This is a genomic window from Parasedimentitalea huanghaiensis, from assembly GCF_009753675.1.
GTDB lineage: Bacteria > Pseudomonadota > Alphaproteobacteria > Rhodobacterales > Rhodobacteraceae > Parasedimentitalea > Parasedimentitalea huanghaiensis.
The window spans coordinates 51,725-66,497 of the sequence record NZ_WQLV01000003.1; the positions used below are offsets into that span (position 1 = coordinate 51,725).

The window sequence follows — 14,773 nt, forward strand, 5'->3', positions numbered from 1 at the left end:
CCTTCCCCCCGGGAAGGCGCTTTGCACCTTCCCAAGGTCAGGTGCGGCCCTCGGATTCAGCCAATATCCGCAGGGATTCGGGCGAGGGCCTTGAACCGAAGACCCCCCAGTGGACGGGCATCGGCAAGGTTGCCATCCGAGCTTCCGTTGAACAAGCGTAGAAAGGTCAGGATATCGGGGATGTCCGCTGTTGAAACCTCGCCAAACAAATAGGCGGTCTTGCCCGGTTGGCGCACCGCCAGGGTTTGCGGGCGTTTGCAGCCGGACATGCAGTCGACCTGTTGTAGCTTGGCCGTTAGCCCAGCACCTGTGACGGCCTCGCGCAACTGATCCGACAAGGTCGGATCAGTTGCGCGGCAGGTGCGGCACAGGGTCAGGGTTGGGATGCTCATTCCGGTTCAGCCAAGGGCCCATAAAGGATCAGCACCGGCGCGGTGGTTTTCAGCTCGCGCAGTAGGGTTGGCAGCTCACCCACGGTGTGATGCGACAGTTCTTGTTCCGGGGTGGAGATGGCCAGCGCCAGCATGGCTGGGGTCTCAGAAGGTAACCCATGGGTTACCAGCAGCTCCGCCAGCGCAGCAAAGGTGCGTTTGCCCATGTAGACCACCGTTGTCGCATTGGCATCGGCCAGCGCAGTCAGGTTCAGATTGTCGGGCAGCTCTCCGGTCACGTCATGGCCGGTGATATACTGCAACCGTCGTGCCGTCAGGCGGCGGGTCAGCGGGATACCTGCCGCCGCTGCTGCCGCGGATGCGGCGGTAACGCCGGGGATGACCTCGTATTTGATACCGGCCTCGCGCAGGGCGGTGATCTCTTCCTCGAGCCGACCAAAGATGCCTGAATCGCCGGACTTTAGCCGTACAACCTTGGCACCGGACCGGGCGTAATCCACCAGGAGTTTGCTGACGTGGTCTTGTTTGGGCGAGGGGCGACCTGCGCGTTTGCCGACACCGACCAGATCAGCGTCCTGGCGGGCATGGTCCAGGATTGGGCCTGATGACAGGTCATCAAACAGCACTGCATCTGCGGCCTCGATCCGCTTCACCGCCTTGACAGTCAACAGTTCTGGGTCGCCGGGGCCTGAAGAGACAAAGCTGACAAAGCCGCTCATGTGCGCTCTCCGGTGATCAGGTGGAAGAAGGTGCCGGTGACATGGCCCTTGATGGATCCGGTTTCGGGGACCGGGTTGCCGTCGGCGTCGAACACCTGCGCCAGCGGGGTGTCGGGCTCGTCCAGAATGGTCGAGTAGTGGAATTCGTGCCCTCGTAGGGCGCTGCCAGCATCGAACCCCGGCATAGCGGCATCCAGCACCGCGCGGCGGTAGCCGAGGTGAAATTTGCGTTTCTCGTACGAGGTGACTAGGCCCAGCAGCCCGGCCATCTGGTGGCGGTTGCCTTGTTTGTCGATCAGGGCCTCACCCAAGGCCATGTAGCCGCCGCATTCGCCGTGGACCGGTTTGGTTTCGGCATGTTTGCGCAGGCCTGCGCGGTAGGTTTCGGCTGCGGCCAATGTGCCGCCGTGAAGCTCGGGGTAGCCGCCGGGTAGCCAAACCAGATCGGCGTTGGCGTCGGGGGCTTCATCTGCCAGAGGCGAGAACGGCAGGATCTCGGCACCCGCGTTGCGCCAGCCTGTCAGCAGGTGCGGATAGGTGAAGGAGAACGCTGCATCACGAGCAAGTGAGATGCGCTGTGCGGGCGGGGTTGGAAGCGGTTGGGCCGTGGGGGCTGCACCGGACAGCGCTGCGGCCTTGATCGCGTCGAGGTCGACGTTTTCGCGCAGGAAGGTTGCGTAGCCTGAAATGGCTTCTTCGAGATCGGGGTGTTCCACCGCTTGGATCAGGCCAAGGTGGCGTTCGGGCAGGGTCAGATCACCACGGCGGGGCAGCGAACCGAGCACCTTGATGCCTGCCTTTTCCATACCCAGCCGGGTCAGGCGCTCGTGGCGTGGGCTGGCAACGCGGTTCAGGATGACGCCGGCAAAGGGCAGGTCGGGGTCGTAGTTTTTGAAGCCAAGTGCGGTGGCGGCGGCGGATTGCGCTTGACCGCCCACATCGACAACCAGAACAACCGGCCAGCCCATGCGTTTGGCAGTTTCGGCGCTGGTGCCAAAGGCGGTTTGGCCACGGGTGGCAACGCCGTCATACAGGCCCATGGAGCCTTCACCGATACAGATTTCAGCACCGGAGGCCTGGCTGGCGACGGCGTTCAAAAGCGTGTCGTCCATTGCCCATGTGTCGAGGTTGAACGAGGCGCGCTTGGCAGCGGCGAGGTGGAAGGCTGGGTCGATATAGTCGGGGCCGGATTTGAACGGTTGCACAGATAATCCGTCCTCGGCAAAGGCGCGCAGCAGGCCAAGCATCACCGTGGTTTTGCCGGTGCCCGAAGAGGGGGCAGAGATCATCAGGCCGGGAGGGTTTTGGGACATTATTCGGTTCCTTCCGGAAAACGCGGATCGGTGCCGACGGGGCGGTAGCGGCGGTCGTAGTCTCCGGCGTAGAGGCAGCTTTCGTCAAACTCTTCGGCGCCGATGGCGCGGCCAACAAGGATCAGCGCGGTGCGGCCGCGTTCGCCGCCGGTGGCGTCCTCCAAGGTTTCAAGCGTGGCCTTGACCACGCGCTGGTCAGGCCAGGTGGCGCGCCAGACGATGGCCACGGGGCAGTCGCCGCCGTAGTGGGGTGTCAGGCGCGAGATGACCTCTTCTAGCACATGCACCGAGAGGTGGATGGCCAGGGTGGCGCCGGTTTTGGCAAAGTTCTCAAGTGTTTCGCCATCGGGCATCGACGAAGCACGACCGGATGTGCGGGTTAGGATCAGCGATTGGGCGACACCGGGCAGGGTGAGTTCTGCGCCAAGCGCAGCCGAGGCGGCGGCAAAGGCGGGGACGCCGGGGGTGACGTCATATGGGATATCCAGCGCGCGCAGGCGGCGGAGCTGTTCACCCATGGCAGACCAGACCGAGAGGTCGCCGGAATGGAGGCGGGCGATGTCGTGACCTGCGTCATGTGCCGATTGGATTTCTGCCATGATTTCATCCAGCGACATGGATGCTGTGTTGATGATGCGCGCGCCTTTGGGGCAGTGCTGCAACAGGGCCTCGGGCACCAGCGAGCCAGCGTAAAGGCACACGGGGCAAGAGGCGATCAGGTCGCGGCCGCGCAGGGTGATCAGGTCGGCGGCACCGGGGCCGGCGCCGATGAAATGTACGGTCATATCGTGGTCCTTTGGGCAATTGCCGCGGTGGCAAGGCCATTGTCTGTAATAACGCGGGGGGTCAGCAGCTGCACGGTTGCATTTGGCTGGCCCTGTTTGGCGGCGGCGAGGGCTGTGGCCTCGGCCAGGGATCCGGTGCCAAAACGGGCCTGGATTCGGGGGGATTGGGTGGGCGTTTCAATGCCTTGAATGTCGTCTTCGGTCAGTGTGATCACCGGAAGGTTCATGTCAGCGGCCAGTTGTTGCATCTGCGGGGCACTGGCCTTGGCGGTGATCGAGGCAAGGGCATCGGGCTGGGCGACACCGGTGAGCGCAAGTGCGGCGCGTAAGTCGGCGGTGCTGGTCGATTGGCGAAATCCGAGACCGGCTATCTTCATCGGGTGACGCTCCATTGTAGGACCGGGCGGGCGCGCTCCCAGCCGCGCATGGATCCTAAGGGGCCTGCCTCGGCAATCTCGGCCTTCATCAGGTGGCCGCCGTGTTGAGCGTGGGCTGTCATCAGCAGGGTCTCGGTTTCCAAGGTTACGCCATTGGCGATGATGCGTGTGCCGGGGGGCAGGATTTGCCACAGCTGATCCAGCAGCGCCTGTGATGCGCCGCCGCCGATGAATACTGTGTCAGGCAGTTCCTGGGTTTCCAGCGATTGCGGGGCCTGTCCGATAACCAGGCTCATGCGATGGGTGAGGCCAAACTTTGCCGCGTTGCGGTTAATATTTTCGGACCTGTGCGTACGCTGCTCGAATATCAGCGCGCGGGCACCGGGGGCGGATAGGCACCATTCCACCGAGATTGAGCCAGAGCCGCCGCCGATATCCCAGAGCAGTTGGCCGGGGCGTGGCGCAAGGGCTGAAAGGGTCAGCGCGCGGATTGGACGTTTGGTGATCTGGCCGTCGTGGTGGAATAGATCATCCGCTAGACCCGAGGCGCGGGAGAGGCCGGGGTTGCCCATGGCGGCAAGAGCGACGGCCACTGGCGCCTGTATATCATCAAGGTCAAAGGCATCGGCGCGGGCGCTGCGCAGACGCTGGTTTGGCCCGCCCAGACGCTCCATCACTGCCATTTGGCTCTCTCCAAAGCCCTGTTGGGTGAGCCAGGTGGCGAGTTCGGCCGGGGCCGCGCCATCGCGCAGGGTGCAGATCAGCTGGGTGTTGGGGGCCAGAACAGGCAGCAGGCGTTCATAGGGAGCGGCGTGCAGGCCAAGGCAGAGCGTATCCTCGAGCCGCCAGGCCATGTGGTTGGCCACCAGCGCAAATGTGGAGGGCACCGGGTACGAGACCCATTCGCCCGGTTGCAGGTGCGTGGCGAGAGAGCCGCCTGCGCCGTGCCAGAAGGGATCACCCGAAGCCAGAACAGCGACCTGTTTTCCACGTGATTGCAGCACCCGATCAATGGAGAAGGGGACTGGCCAGGGCTGGCCTCGGTCGCTTGCATTCACCAGATCGAGGTGGCGTGGGCCTCCGAATATAAGATCGGCCTTGTCCAGTGCAGATCGGCTTGCATCTGACAGGCCGCTCAGTCCATCTTCGCCCAGACCAATGACCGACAACCAGGGATCAGACATGATGCGTATCCTTTTGCTGGGGGGCACAACCGAGGCCTCGGCGCTGGCGGAACAGCTGGCCATGGCCGGGCGGGACGCGGTGTTCAGTTACGCCGGCCGAACCGCGCGCCCGGCGTCGCAGCCGTTGCCCATGCGGCAAAGCGGGTTTGGTGGTGTGGCTGGGTTGGTTGAATACCTTGCCTGTGAGAGTGTCACCCATGTGGTCGATGCCACCCATCCCTTCGCCGCGCAGATGAGCGCCAATGCGGTGGCGGCATGTGCCGAGGCGGGTGTTGCGCTCTGTGCGCTGGAGCGGCAGCCTTGGCAGGCTGGTGAGGGTGACAACTGGTTTCGTGTTGCTGATATGCAGGGCGCTGTGGATGCGTTGCCGCAGAGTGGCGCGCGGGTTTTTCTGGCGATTGGTAAGCAGAATCTGGATATCTTTGCCGCCAAGCCGGGCAACCATTATCTGTTGCGGTTGGTGGATGCGCCCGAGGCAGCGCTGCCGCTGCCGGATTGCGCGGTTGTGGTGGCGCGGGGACCATTTGATGCCGGTGGTGATCAGGCCCTGATGGCAGAGCATAGGATCACCCATGTGGTGGCCAAGAATGCCGGAGGCGTGGGGGCCGAGGCCAAACTGCTGGCTGCGCGCGCGCTGGGGGTGCCGATTGTGATGATCGACAGACCACAGGTGCCGGATCGGAAGATCCTGCGCAGCGTGGGCGAGGTTATGACCTGGCTGGAGCATTCTTAGCCTTCTTTGGCGAAACGCGGGGTGTAGACGTGGCGGCCGACGCGGCGGGTGTCGGCATTGCCCACTATAACAACCGTGCGCATGTCTGCCATCTCGGGTGTGGCTTCATCAAGTGTGACGGTTGTGATCGTCTCGCCCGGTTTGGAGACATCGCGGGCAAAGGAAATGAGGGTCTCGCCACCGCAGGCCTCGCGCAGGATTTCAAGGGCGCGGCCAAACTGGTGCGGGCGGGATTTAGAGCGTGGGTTGTAGAATCCCATGGCAAAGCCAGCCTCACCGGCCAGACGCAGGCGCTTTTCGATCAGGGACCAGGGTTTGAGGTTGTCGCTGAGGTTGATGGCGGCAAAGTCATGGCCCATGGGCGCGCCGATGCGGGCGGAGGCCGCGAGCATGGCAGTGATGCCGGGCAGGACTTGGATGTTGAGGTTCAGCCATTCGGGCTTGCCTGCCTCCAAAGCCTCAAACACGGCTGAGGCCATGGCAAAGACGCCAGGATCGCCGGAGGAGACCACTGCGACGCGCTTGCCTGAGGCGGCCATTTCCAGCGCATGGGTGGCGCGTTCGATTTCAATCCGGTTGTCTGTGGCGTGCAAGGTCAGGCCCGGGCGTTCGGGGATGCGTTTGACGTATGGGATATAGCCGACCACGTCGGTGGCCTCTGCCAGAACCTCCTGCACCTGCGCAGTCACCATGGTTTCGTTTCCGGGGCCAAGGCCAACAATCTTGACCCATCCTGCGTCTGTCTGAGTCATGGGCGGCGTCCCTGGCCGTGTAGGATAACAATTGAGAAATAGGGCACTTTGCCGGTGACCTCGGTTAGTTTTTGCACGGTTTGGTCCACCATGGTGCCGCGTTCCACCAGCCAAGCGTCCTCAAGTCGACCGGCGCGTTCTAGGGCGCGGCGTAGCTTGGGTAGGTTGCGGCCGATCTTCATGATTACCAGGGCATCCGTGTTGGCGGCGCGGGTTGCCAAATCGTCCTCAGACAAAGTGGCCATGGCGACGGTCAGAACGTCATCGCCCCAGGTGATAGGCTGGCCGGTGGCGGTCCAGCAGCCGGACATGCCGGTGATGCCGGGGATGATCTCGACTTCGGCGCGGCCCTCTAGCCGGATGTGCAGATGCATGAAAGAGCCATAGAGGAACGGGTCGCCCTCGCAGAGCACCACCACATCGTCGGTCTTGGCCATCTCGGCCAGGGTGTCGGCCCATTCGTCGTAGAATGCGCCGAGGATGCGGTTGTATTCCGGATCGGTGAAATGGATCTCGGTCGTGACCGGATATTCCATCGGGTATTCTGCGGCGCCTTCGGGGAGCATGCCGTCGACCAGACGGCGGGCCTGACCCTCGTATCCGGCCTTGCGGAAATAGGCGATGTGACGCGCACCCTGAATGGCACGGTATGAGCGCAGGCTCATCAGGTCGGGGTCGCCGGGGCCGAGGCCTGCGCAGATGATTTTACCCATGGTTACTCTTTCCAGCTGGCGAGCGCGTTGACGGCGGCGACGGTGATGGCAGATCCGCCTAGGCGACCTTTTACGATCATCGAGGGCACTGGCAAGTCTTGCATCAGCGCGTCCTTGGATTCCATCGCGCCGACAAAGCCAACCGGGCAGCCGATGATGGCTGCGGGGCGGGGGCAGGATGGGTCTTGCAGCATGTTCAGAAGGTGGAACAGGGCGGTGGGGGCGTTACCGATGGCGACAACGGCGCCGTCCAGATTGGGGCGCCACAGTTCCAGCGCGGCAGCAGACCGGGTGTTGGACATTTCCTTGGCCATATCCGGTACCTTTGGATCGCGCAGGGTGCAGATCACCTCGTTATTTGCGGGCAGGCGCGGGCGGGTGATGCCTTCGGAGACCATATAGGCGTCACAGAGGATCGGCGCGCCTGCGGCCAGAGCAGCGCGGGCGGTTTCTGCCATGTCGGGGGAGAAACGGATGTGTTCCTCGAGCCCGACCATGCCGGCGGCGTGGATCATGCGAACGGCGACGCTTTCCTCATCTTTGGTGAAGCGGGCCAGATCGGCCTCGGAGCGGATGGTGGCAAAGCTTTCGGCGTAGATGGCGGCGCCGTTGGTTTGGTAGGTGTGGAGCATGTTAGCTGCCCTTTGTCAGAATGTCGGGAGAGGCGCGCAGGTCAGCGGCGCTCAGATGCGTTTTGGCGGGATGATCCGAGGCTGTGCCGTTGCGGATCAGGTCGAATGTATCGGGGGCCGTTGCGGTCAGAGTAAGCGGTGCGGCTGCGGGATGGGCGCAGCCTTTGGTGCAGCCGGACAGGTGTAGGGTGGCGTCGGATGGGACATGAGGAGCTAAATCGCGGGCCAGTTGCCGGGTGGAGGAGAGCGCCTGCGTGCAACCGGGCGCGCCGGTGCAGACGCTCACTCGCAGGCGGGGATCTGTTGCGTCAAGGATCAGGCCGGGCTGTGGGGCGATGTTGGTTGCGCCTTCGACCAGTAGGGCACGCCAAGGGGTTAGGCGTAAGGCACCGTGGGTTGCGAGCTCTGCAAAGCTGGTGGCGGGGATCTGGCCGAACTCCAGCCCCACAAGCTGGCCGGTGGCGGTTTGGCCCAGAGTTGGGCTTTCTGCGGGGGTGCCAAGAGGTGCCACATGCGCCGAGGGTCGTGCGCGGCGCGCGATGAGGGTTTTCATTCTGCCACGCCCGTCGGGCGCGCCGCCTTGGTTTAGGAACCAGCGGGCGAGGGCGAGGGCTTCTTCGACTGCGGTGCCGGTGGTCACGGGGAGGCCGGTTTGCGCGCCGTCAGCGAGCAGGATCAGGCCGTCTGCGTTGTGCTCGATGCGGATGTCGGCGGCGGTGTTGCGCAGGATCGGGGCGGGGCCGGTGTCTACAGTAAAGCCGAATTTGCCGGGCAGGCTGAGGTCAGTGGCCGAAACAAGGGCGTTGCTGAGCTGTTGGGCGAGCGTATGGGTTTTATCGCCTTTGCTCCAAAATGGAGTGATCAGTAAGTTGCGCCGGGACTCGGCTGCGGCATCCGTGTCGACCAATCCCAGATCTTGCAGCGCGGCGATTAGGGCTGGGTGATTGTCCTCACTTACGCCGCGCATTTGCAGGTTGGAGCGGGCCGAGACATCAAGCAGCCCGTTGCCATGGCGTTGGGACAGGTCTGCGACCGCCTGTGCTTGCTCAGAGCTGAGCCGACCCAGAGGCGCGCGGATGCGGACCACCAGGCCGTCGCCAGACATCATTGGGCGCAGGGCGCCGGGGCACCAGCCGTAGACTTTGGGAGAGGGGGCACTCATGCCGCACCTTCTAGGTCTGCCATGATGGAATTGCGGCGGGTGCTCCAGAGGCCGGCATCAAACAGCGCACGGAAGCGGTCGCGCATGGCTTGCAGGGCCTGCGGGTTTTCAGCCTCCAGGAACTCGACCAGATCCTCGCGGCCCAGGGTGGCCTCGAAATAGAGATCAAACAGATGCGGCTGCACCACCTGCGCCAGATGGGCAAAGGCGGCCATGTGGTCGAGGGTGGCGGCGATCTCAGCCCCGCCACGGAACCCATGCCCCATCATCGAGGTGGCCCAGTCGGGGTTGGCGGCACGGGCGCGGGTGACGCGGGCGATTTCCTCGCCAAGGGATCGCGCCTTGGGCTGATCCGGGCGGGTGGCGTCCATGTGGTAGAGCGCGGGTGTAGGCTGGCCGACGCGGGCCATGGCGGCGGCAAAGCCCGCCTCGTGCGCTGCATAGTCCGAGGCCACCAAGAGATCGGTTTCGGGCAGGTCCTGCAGGTGGACAAAGCTGTCGGCAGTTTGAAGGCGGGTTTCCAGTGCTTCGCGGGCCGGCGCAATCTCGCCCTTGGCGTCAATGGCGTGGGAGGAGGCGTTGAGCCAGGCCTCGCCTGCGGCTTCGCGGGCGCTGTCGGTGTAGGTTTCCAGATGCGCGCCCATGTTGAGGCCATACTGCCCCGGCTTGGGGCCGAAGACGCGGGGGGTTTGGTCCAGATATGGGTTATCACTGGCGGCCTCTTCGCGGGTGGCCAGCGTTGCGGCGGCGGCTTCGAACATTTGCGCGAGGCCGGGGAAGACATCGCGGAACAGGCCAGAGACTCGCAGGGTGACATCAATGCGGGGGCGGCCAAGCAGGGCCAGCGGGATCACGTCGAATCCTGACACACGCTCGGAGTTATCATCCCACTTGGGGGCCAGACCCGCGAGATGCAGAGCCATGGCAAATTCCTCGCCTGCGGTGCGCATGGTGGCCGAGCCCCAGAGGTCGATCACCAGCCCGCGCGGCCAGTCGCCGTGGTCTTGCAGGTGGCGGCGCAGCAGTTCTTCCGCCAGTTTGACACCTTGGGCCTGCGCCGCCCGTGAGGGCACCGCGCGTGGGTCGGTGGTAAAGAGGTTGCGTCCGGTGGGCAGCACATCCGTGCGGCCCCGGAAGGGAGAGCCGGAGGGGCCGGGATCCACTAGATGGCCATTCAGCGCCGCGAGCAGACCGGTTTTCTCGGCCTCGCCGCAGTCGCCGGTGCCAAAGATATGCAGGCCTTCGCCGTATTGGCTTTCCTTGATGTCGCAGACAAAGGCGTCGATGCGGGTCAGGGCTTCGGCGGCGGAGCTGTCGTCGTTCAGGCCGAGATCAGCTTCGACGCCGGTGGCCTGTGCCTCAGCCCGGATATCGGTGATCAGACGGTCGCGGCGGGCGGGGTCCAGGCCTTCGGCGGTGGAGTATTCATCGAGCAGGCTTTCGAGACGTCCCATGCCTTGGGGCAGGGAGGTCTGGGCTAGCGGTGGCGGCAGGTGGCCGAGGGTCACCGCGCCGATGCGGCGTTTGGCCTGGGCGGCCTCGCCGGGGTCGTTGACGATGAAGGGGTAGATGACGGGCAGGGTTCCGGTCAGCGCCTCGGGCCAGCAGGCACTGGACAGCGCGACGGATTTACCGGGCAGCCATTCCAGGGTGCCGTGGGCGCCGATGTGGACCAGCGCATCCACCTGTGACTGTAGCCATAGGTAAAAGGCGACGTAGGCGTGACGGGGAGTGCGCTCGACGTCGTGGTAGTCATCAACGCGGCTGGCGACATCGCCGCGCTCGGGTTGCAGGGCGATCAGGGACTTGCCCGATTGTAGGGCTTTGAATTGGAAAGCTTCGTCGACGAAATCGAGGTCGGACTGTGGGTCGCCCCAGGCTTGAGACAGGTCGTCTTGTAGGGATTGCGGTAGACGGGTTAGGGCGGCCAGATAGTCGGAGAGCGGGAAGCTCAACGTTTCGGTCATCAGGCGCGGGGCGAGATTGCCTGTTCCGCTTTCCTGTCCGGGGCACTTGTGGCCCGGAGCTGCGCCTGCCTGCCCCCCGGCAGGCTTTTCTCCTTTTGTTGGGGCAACGTCATGCCCCTGTTCATGCAGCGAGGTCAGGATGTTCTCGGCCGAGGCCAAGGCATCCAATCCCACCGCATGGGCCAGTTGATAGTCTTTGCCGGGGTAGGTGGACAGGATCAGCGCCAGCTGCTTGTCCGCGTTGGGCTTGTTCGACAGCTGGTGCCAGCCCACAACACGGTCGACCACGGCGCGGATGCGGTCAATATCGGCTTGGTGGGCAAAGCGGGAGTATTGCAGGTCGGGGTCTTTGCGGCCCGGTGATTTAAAACTGACCACCCCGGAAAATATGCGGCCATCAACCTCGGGCAGGACCACATGCATGGCAAGGTCAGCGGGCGAGAGGCCGCGGGTGGCACTGTCCCAGTCCTTGCGCCGGGCGGTGGACAGGGCAACCTGATAGACCGGACAGCCAGTGATGTTGAGCGGTGAGGCCTTGCCGTCGCTGCCGATAGCGGAAAATGCGGTGGCGTTTATGATGGCCGATGGGGTCAGTTGAGGCAGATCTTCGCGCAGCCATTTGGCGGTGGCGGGGGCCTTGAGGCTGGCGGCGAAGACACCGTAGGCGGCAAAGCCTCGGCTGCGCAGCTCGGCAATCAGGGCATCAATTGGGGCGGTGTCAGCGGCTGTGAGGTATGAGCGGTAAAAGCTGACCAGAAACAGCGGTTTGTCGTCTTGGGGGAGCGACGACACCACGCCTTGGCCCGGGTCGTAGAAGCCGTGTTCGGGGGTGGATTTCAGGCCGAGAACCGGGCTGGCATAGAGACCAGCGGCAAGGGAGAGCTGTGCGAGGGCGGCCTGGGCGGCGACGGCTCCGCCAGCGTCGCACAAGTGTTGCAAGCGGCGCAGGGTGGACACCGGTAGGGTCGACAGCTCGTCCAGGCGCGAGTCTTCGCGGCCATCGGCGGGGAGGATCGCCAGGGCGATGCCGTTGCGGCGGGCCAGGTCCTGTAGGGTTGCCAGGCCATAGGACCAGTAGCTTTCGCCGCCGATTAAACGGACTAGGATGCCCTTGACGCCCTCGAGTGTTTGTTCGGCGTAGGTGTCGACCGACAGCGGGTGTTTCAGGGCGACCAGATTGGCCAGACGCAGCGAGGGCAAAGAGCCATCAGCCCGGTGCCAGCCTGCCGCAAAGGCGCCAAGGTCGCTGTCGGAGAAGGACAGCACCACCAGATCAGCCGGGGTTTGGCCCAGATCCTGTGGGGTCTCACTTTCTTCGAGACCGTGGCTTTCGCGGAAGACGACGTGCATGTTGGTTTAAACCTTTGTGACTTGTTTGCTCGGCCGATAGGCCGGGCGCGCCTGACCTTCCCCCCGGGAAGGCGCTTTGCACCTCCCTAAGGTCAGGCGCGCCCTATCTATCTTTGGCAACATCAAGCCCCTAGTGCGGCGTGGATGGCGGCGGAGTCGATGTTGTCGTGCTCGGCAATCACCACCAACTGGGTACGGCGGGTGTCGCTGCCCCAGGGTTTGTCATATTGCGCGCGTAGGCGTTCGCCCACGGCTTGTACTAGCATCCGCATTGGTTTTCCTTCGACCGCCACATAGCCTTTGACGCGCAGGATGTTGCGATCGCGGGCGAGTTTGATGATCGCATCTTGCAATGCCTGCGGATCGGCAACTTCGCCCATTTCGACCACAATGCTTTCAAAATCGTCATGCTCGTGATCGTGGTGGCCGTCGTGATGAGATGGACGGGCGTCCAGATCATCCTCGGCAGCGGCATTCAGGCCCAGCACAACACGCGGATCAATCACACCTTCGGTCATGGGCAGGATTGGCAGCTTGCGAGGACTCTCCTTTTCGATCACGGCGCGGGCAGTGGCTAGGCCGTCTTCGCCTGCCAGATCAGCCTTGGACAGCAGAATGATGTCAGCACATGAGATTTGGTCTTCGAAGACCTCAGACAGAGGTGTTTCGTGGTCCAGGCTGTCGTCGGCATCGCGCTGGGCGGCGACGGCGTCCAGATCGGGGGCGAACTGACCTTTGGCCACAGCTTCGGCATCAGCCAGGGCGATTACCCCATCAACGGTGATACGCGAGCGGATCGCGGGCCATTCAAAGGCTTTGAGCAGCGGCTTGGGCAGGGCCAAACCAGAGGTTTCGATCAAGATATGCTCGGGCGGCTGCGGCAGGGCCATCAGTGCCTCGATTGTTGGGATGAAATCATCCGCGACGGTGCAACAAATGCAGCCGTTTGCCAGTTCGACAATGTTGTTTTCTGGGCAGTTTTCATCAGCACAGGATTTCAGGATGTCGCCATCCACACCGGCGGTGCCAAATTCGTTGACCAGAACGCCCAGACGCTTGCCTTGTGGGTTTTGCATCAGGTGGCGGATAAGTGTGGTTTTGCCTGCGCCCAAGAAACCTGTGACAACGGTAACTGGGATCTTGTTGAGATCGCTCATGTATTTACTCCTGAGAAGCGGTGTCGACCGGCGGGATGCGGGCGATGGATTGTTTGCGGAAAACGGTGGGGCGTTCGCGCCATGGGACGAGGCCGTCCTCGGTGGCGGCATAGGCGGCGGCACCTGCGATGATTTCTTCGACATGTTCGTTGGGATCAAGGTCGCCGTAAACATAGGTCCAGCGTTTGTCGCCGCCGCTCAGCACCATGGAACAGCCGCGTTTGCAGGCGGACAGGCACTCGACGCCGCGAATGTTCACGCCCTCGGGCACACCGGTTTCTTTCAGTGCCTCTAGCAGGATGGACCCTGGACGCGTGGCGTCGGGGTCAACATCTGCGCGGCGGCAGGTTGTGCAGACAGTTAGTGTTACATCACCCATAGGGGGCCATCTCCTTGTGGTGACAAAAAGGGTAAGGCCAGAAGGGGGACCCATGGTGTGGGAGCCCTCAACCGGTTGCGAAACACCCCGTTCGCCCGTTGATCATCATGTTGGCAGGTCTCCCGGCTTGCGGAGTCAAAAGGCGCGGGGCCTTTGTGCGGTGCTCTTGCCTTCCCGGCCTAGGCCAGTGGCATCAGAGACCTCTCCGGTCACGGTCGCGGGGGCGGCTGTGCTTGCGCATATTCGCGCATCACATTCCCTCTTCGCCTGTCGTAAAACAGGAACCAACAAAACCCCCTTGCGTCATCCCCCCGGTCCTTGTCAAGTCATAGCTGGAATCAGCAGGAGACTCGCCGTGAGTGACACCCCGAAAAAAGAAGTGCCCGTCGATGATGAGGCTCGCCATGCGGCCAAGATGGCCAAGAAAAAAGCGGCCCGTGATCGGATGATGGCGACCAAGGATGGTGAGAAGGGGCTGATCATCATTCACACCGGGCCGGGTAAGGGAAAATCCAGTTCCGGCTTTGGCATGATCATGCGCTGTATCGCGCATAAGATGCCGTCGGCCGTGGTGCAGTTTATCAAGGGCGGCTGGCAGACCGGCGAGCGCACGTTGATCGAAGAGAACTTCGCTGACCTGTGTCAGTTCTATGCGATGGGCGAAGGCTTTACCTGGGAGACTCAGGACAAGGCACGCGATATTGCGGCGGCGCAGGCAGGCTGGGAAAAGGCCAAGGAGATGATCCGGGATGAGCGCAATACCATGGTGTTGTTGGACGAGATCAACATTGCGCTGCGCTATGAGTATCTGGATCTGGCTGAAGTGGTCGAGTTTCTGGAGACCGAGAAACCTCCGATGACCCATGTGGTGCTGACGGGCCGCAACGCCAAGGAAGAGCTGATCGAGATTGCCGATCTGGTGACCGAGATGGGGCAGATCAAGCACCCGTTCCGCGCCGGGATCAAGGCACAGAAGGGCGTTGAGTATTAAGCTTAGGCGCGGGATTGCCTGCCCGTGGGTGGGCGATCAGACGTTGGTTTGGGGCAGTTTATCTCGGCAAAGTCCGTACGAGGTTGAACGAGTGCGCCAGGCCTAGCCAAATCGCCGACCCGCCGGGACGGGTAGGCGATCGCGTGGCGGCATGCGACCTTGTTCCG

15 protein-coding genes and 1 riboswitch are annotated in these 14,773 nt (G+C 63.2%); of the genes, 2 read left to right on the forward strand and 13 right to left on the reverse strand.

The features are described from left to right. Positions 1–56 precede the first annotated feature (56 nt). From GO984_RS07395 to cbiE, 6 genes are read right to left on the reverse strand one after another with little or no spacing between them, the layout of a single operon-like run. Positions 57–392, reverse strand: a complete 336-nt coding sequence (locus GO984_RS07395) for a DUF1636 family protein (protein ID WP_157021926.1) — start codon at positions 390–392, stop codon at positions 57–59. Then, positions 389–1,111, reverse strand: coding sequence for a uroporphyrinogen-III C-methyltransferase (cobA, locus tag GO984_RS07400; protein WP_157021927.1), 723 nt, complete (start codon positions 1,109–1,111; stop codon positions 389–391). Before cobA ends, GO984_RS07395 begins: the two co-directional genes overlap by 4 nt. Then, the gene (locus GO984_RS07405; RefSeq protein WP_157021928.1) at positions 1,108–2,424 is read right to left on the reverse strand and encodes a cobyrinic acid a,c-diamide synthase CobB; all 1,317 of its coding nucleotides are present in this window, start codon (positions 2,422–2,424) and stop codon (positions 1,108–1,110) included. Before GO984_RS07405 ends, cobA begins: the two co-directional genes overlap by 4 nt. Next, positions 2,424–3,209: a precorrin-4 C(11)-methyltransferase gene (gene cobM, locus GO984_RS07410; protein WP_157021929.1), complete on the reverse strand. Its 786-nt coding sequence runs from the start codon at positions 3,207–3,209 to the stop codon at positions 2,424–2,426. Before cobM ends, GO984_RS07405 begins: the two co-directional genes overlap by 1 nt. Continuing rightward, positions 3,206–3,586, reverse strand: coding sequence for a cobalamin biosynthesis protein (locus tag GO984_RS07415; protein ID WP_157021930.1), 381 nt, complete (start codon positions 3,584–3,586; stop codon positions 3,206–3,208). Before GO984_RS07415 ends, cobM begins: the two co-directional genes overlap by 4 nt. After that, a complete protein-coding gene (gene cbiE, locus GO984_RS07420) occupies positions 3,583–4,770 on the reverse strand; it encodes a precorrin-6y C5,15-methyltransferase (decarboxylating) subunit CbiE (RefSeq protein WP_157021931.1) in 1,188 nt (395 codons plus the stop codon). Before cbiE ends, GO984_RS07415 begins: the two co-directional genes overlap by 4 nt. Between cbiE and GO984_RS07425 the strand changes: the two genes are divergently transcribed. Next, the gene (locus GO984_RS07425) at positions 4,769–5,503 is read left to right on the forward strand and encodes a cobalt-precorrin-6A reductase (protein WP_157021961.1); all 735 of its coding nucleotides are present in this window, start codon (positions 4,769–4,771) and stop codon (positions 5,501–5,503) included. The two genes, cbiE and GO984_RS07425, sit on opposite strands and share 2 nt — an antisense overlap. Here the strand turns inward: GO984_RS07425 and cobJ are convergent. The 7 genes from cobJ to GO984_RS07460 form a co-directional block, all read right to left on the reverse strand. After that, positions 5,500–6,255, reverse strand: a complete 756-nt coding sequence (gene cobJ / locus GO984_RS07430) for a precorrin-3B C(17)-methyltransferase (RefSeq protein WP_157021932.1) — start codon at positions 6,253–6,255, stop codon at positions 5,500–5,502. The two genes, GO984_RS07425 and cobJ, sit on opposite strands and share 4 nt — an antisense overlap. Then, complete coding sequence (gene cobI, locus GO984_RS07435; protein ID WP_157021933.1) at positions 6,252–6,968, reverse strand: precorrin-2 C(20)-methyltransferase; 717 nt, start codon at positions 6,966–6,968, stop codon at positions 6,252–6,254. Before cobI ends, cobJ begins: the two co-directional genes overlap by 4 nt. Positions 6,969–6,970: 2 nt before the next feature. Continuing rightward, entirely contained in the window at positions 6,971–7,600 is a 630-nt protein-coding gene (locus GO984_RS07440; protein ID WP_157021934.1) for a precorrin-8X methylmutase, read from the reverse strand. A gap of 1 nt (position 7,601) precedes the next feature. Further along, the gene (cobG, locus tag GO984_RS07445) at positions 7,602–8,762 is read right to left on the reverse strand and encodes a precorrin-3B synthase (protein WP_157021935.1); all 1,161 of its coding nucleotides are present in this window, start codon (positions 8,760–8,762) and stop codon (positions 7,602–7,604) included. Continuing rightward, entirely contained in the window at positions 8,759–12,079 is a 3,321-nt protein-coding gene (cobN, locus tag GO984_RS07450; protein ID WP_157021936.1) for a cobaltochelatase subunit CobN, read from the reverse strand. The genes cobG and cobN overlap by 4 nt, the downstream gene beginning before the upstream one ends. Before the next feature lie 122 nt (positions 12,080–12,201). After that, positions 12,202–13,236 carry a cobalamin biosynthesis protein CobW gene (gene cobW / locus GO984_RS07455; RefSeq protein WP_157021937.1) on the reverse strand — a complete coding sequence of 345 codons (1,035 nt, stop codon included), beginning with the start codon at positions 13,234–13,236 and terminating at the stop codon, positions 12,202–12,204. Positions 13,237–13,240: 4 nt separating this feature from the next. After that, on the reverse strand, positions 13,241–13,615 hold the full coding sequence (locus GO984_RS07460) for a DUF1636 family protein (protein ID WP_157021938.1): 375 nt from the start codon (positions 13,613–13,615) through the stop codon (positions 13,241–13,243). 95 nt (positions 13,616–13,710) lie between these two features. After that, positions 13,711–13,919: riboswitch (cobalamin riboswitch) on the reverse strand. A 51-nt stretch (positions 13,920–13,970) separates the two neighbouring features. Here GO984_RS07460 and cobO point away from each other — a divergent pair. Further along, a complete protein-coding gene (cobO, locus tag GO984_RS07465) occupies positions 13,971–14,606 on the forward strand; it encodes a cob(I)yrinic acid a,c-diamide adenosyltransferase (RefSeq protein WP_167740260.1) in 636 nt (211 codons plus the stop codon). The last annotated feature ends 167 nt before the right edge of the window (positions 14,607–14,773 follow it).

What these genes read in the sequence shown, in the direction of transcription:
- cobW (WP_157021937.1), bottom strand. Translation starts at nt 13,236, where the DNA reads ATGAGCGATCTCAACAAGATCCCAGTTACCGTTGTCACAGGTTTCTTG.
- GO984_RS07415 (WP_157021930.1), bottom strand. Translation starts at nt 3,586, where the DNA reads ATGAAGATAGCCGGTCTCGGATTTCGCCAATCGACCAGCACCGCCGAC.
- cobA (WP_157021927.1), bottom strand. Translation starts at nt 1,111, where the DNA reads ATGAGCGGCTTTGTCAGCTTTGTCTCTTCAGGCCCCGGCGACCCAGAA.
- cobG (WP_157021935.1), bottom strand. Translation starts at nt 8,762, where the DNA reads ATGAGTGCCCCCTCTCCCAAAGTCTACGGCTGGTGCCCCGGCGCCCTG.
- GO984_RS07405 (WP_157021928.1), bottom strand. Translation starts at nt 2,424, where the DNA reads ATGTCCCAAAACCCTCCCGGCCTGATGATCTCTGCCCCCTCTTCGGGC.
- GO984_RS07425 (WP_157021961.1), top strand. Translation starts at nt 4,769, where the DNA reads ATGATGCGTATCCTTTTGCTGGGGGGCACAACCGAGGCCTCGGCGCTG.
- cobM (WP_157021929.1), bottom strand. Translation starts at nt 3,209, where the DNA reads ATGACCGTACATTTCATCGGCGCCGGCCCCGGTGCCGCCGACCTGATC.
- GO984_RS07460 (WP_157021938.1), bottom strand. Translation starts at nt 13,615, where the DNA reads ATGGGTGATGTAACACTAACTGTCTGCACAACCTGCCGCCGCGCAGAT.
- GO984_RS07440 (WP_157021934.1), bottom strand. Translation starts at nt 7,600, where the DNA reads ATGCTCCACACCTACCAAACCAACGGCGCCGCCATCTACGCCGAAAGC.
- cbiE (WP_157021931.1), bottom strand. Translation starts at nt 4,770, where the DNA reads ATGTCTGATCCCTGGTTGTCGGTCATTGGTCTGGGCGAAGATGGACTG.
- cobN (WP_157021936.1), bottom strand. Translation starts at nt 12,079, where the DNA reads ATGCACGTCGTCTTCCGCGAAAGCCACGGTCTCGAAGAAAGTGAGACC.
- cobJ (WP_157021932.1), bottom strand. Translation starts at nt 6,255, where the DNA reads ATGACTCAGACAGACGCAGGATGGGTCAAGATTGTTGGCCTTGGCCCC.
- GO984_RS07395 (WP_157021926.1), bottom strand. Translation starts at nt 392, where the DNA reads ATGAGCATCCCAACCCTGACCCTGTGCCGCACCTGCCGCGCAACTGAT.
- cobI (WP_157021933.1), bottom strand. Translation starts at nt 6,968, where the DNA reads ATGGGTAAAATCATCTGCGCAGGCCTCGGCCCCGGCGACCCCGACCTG.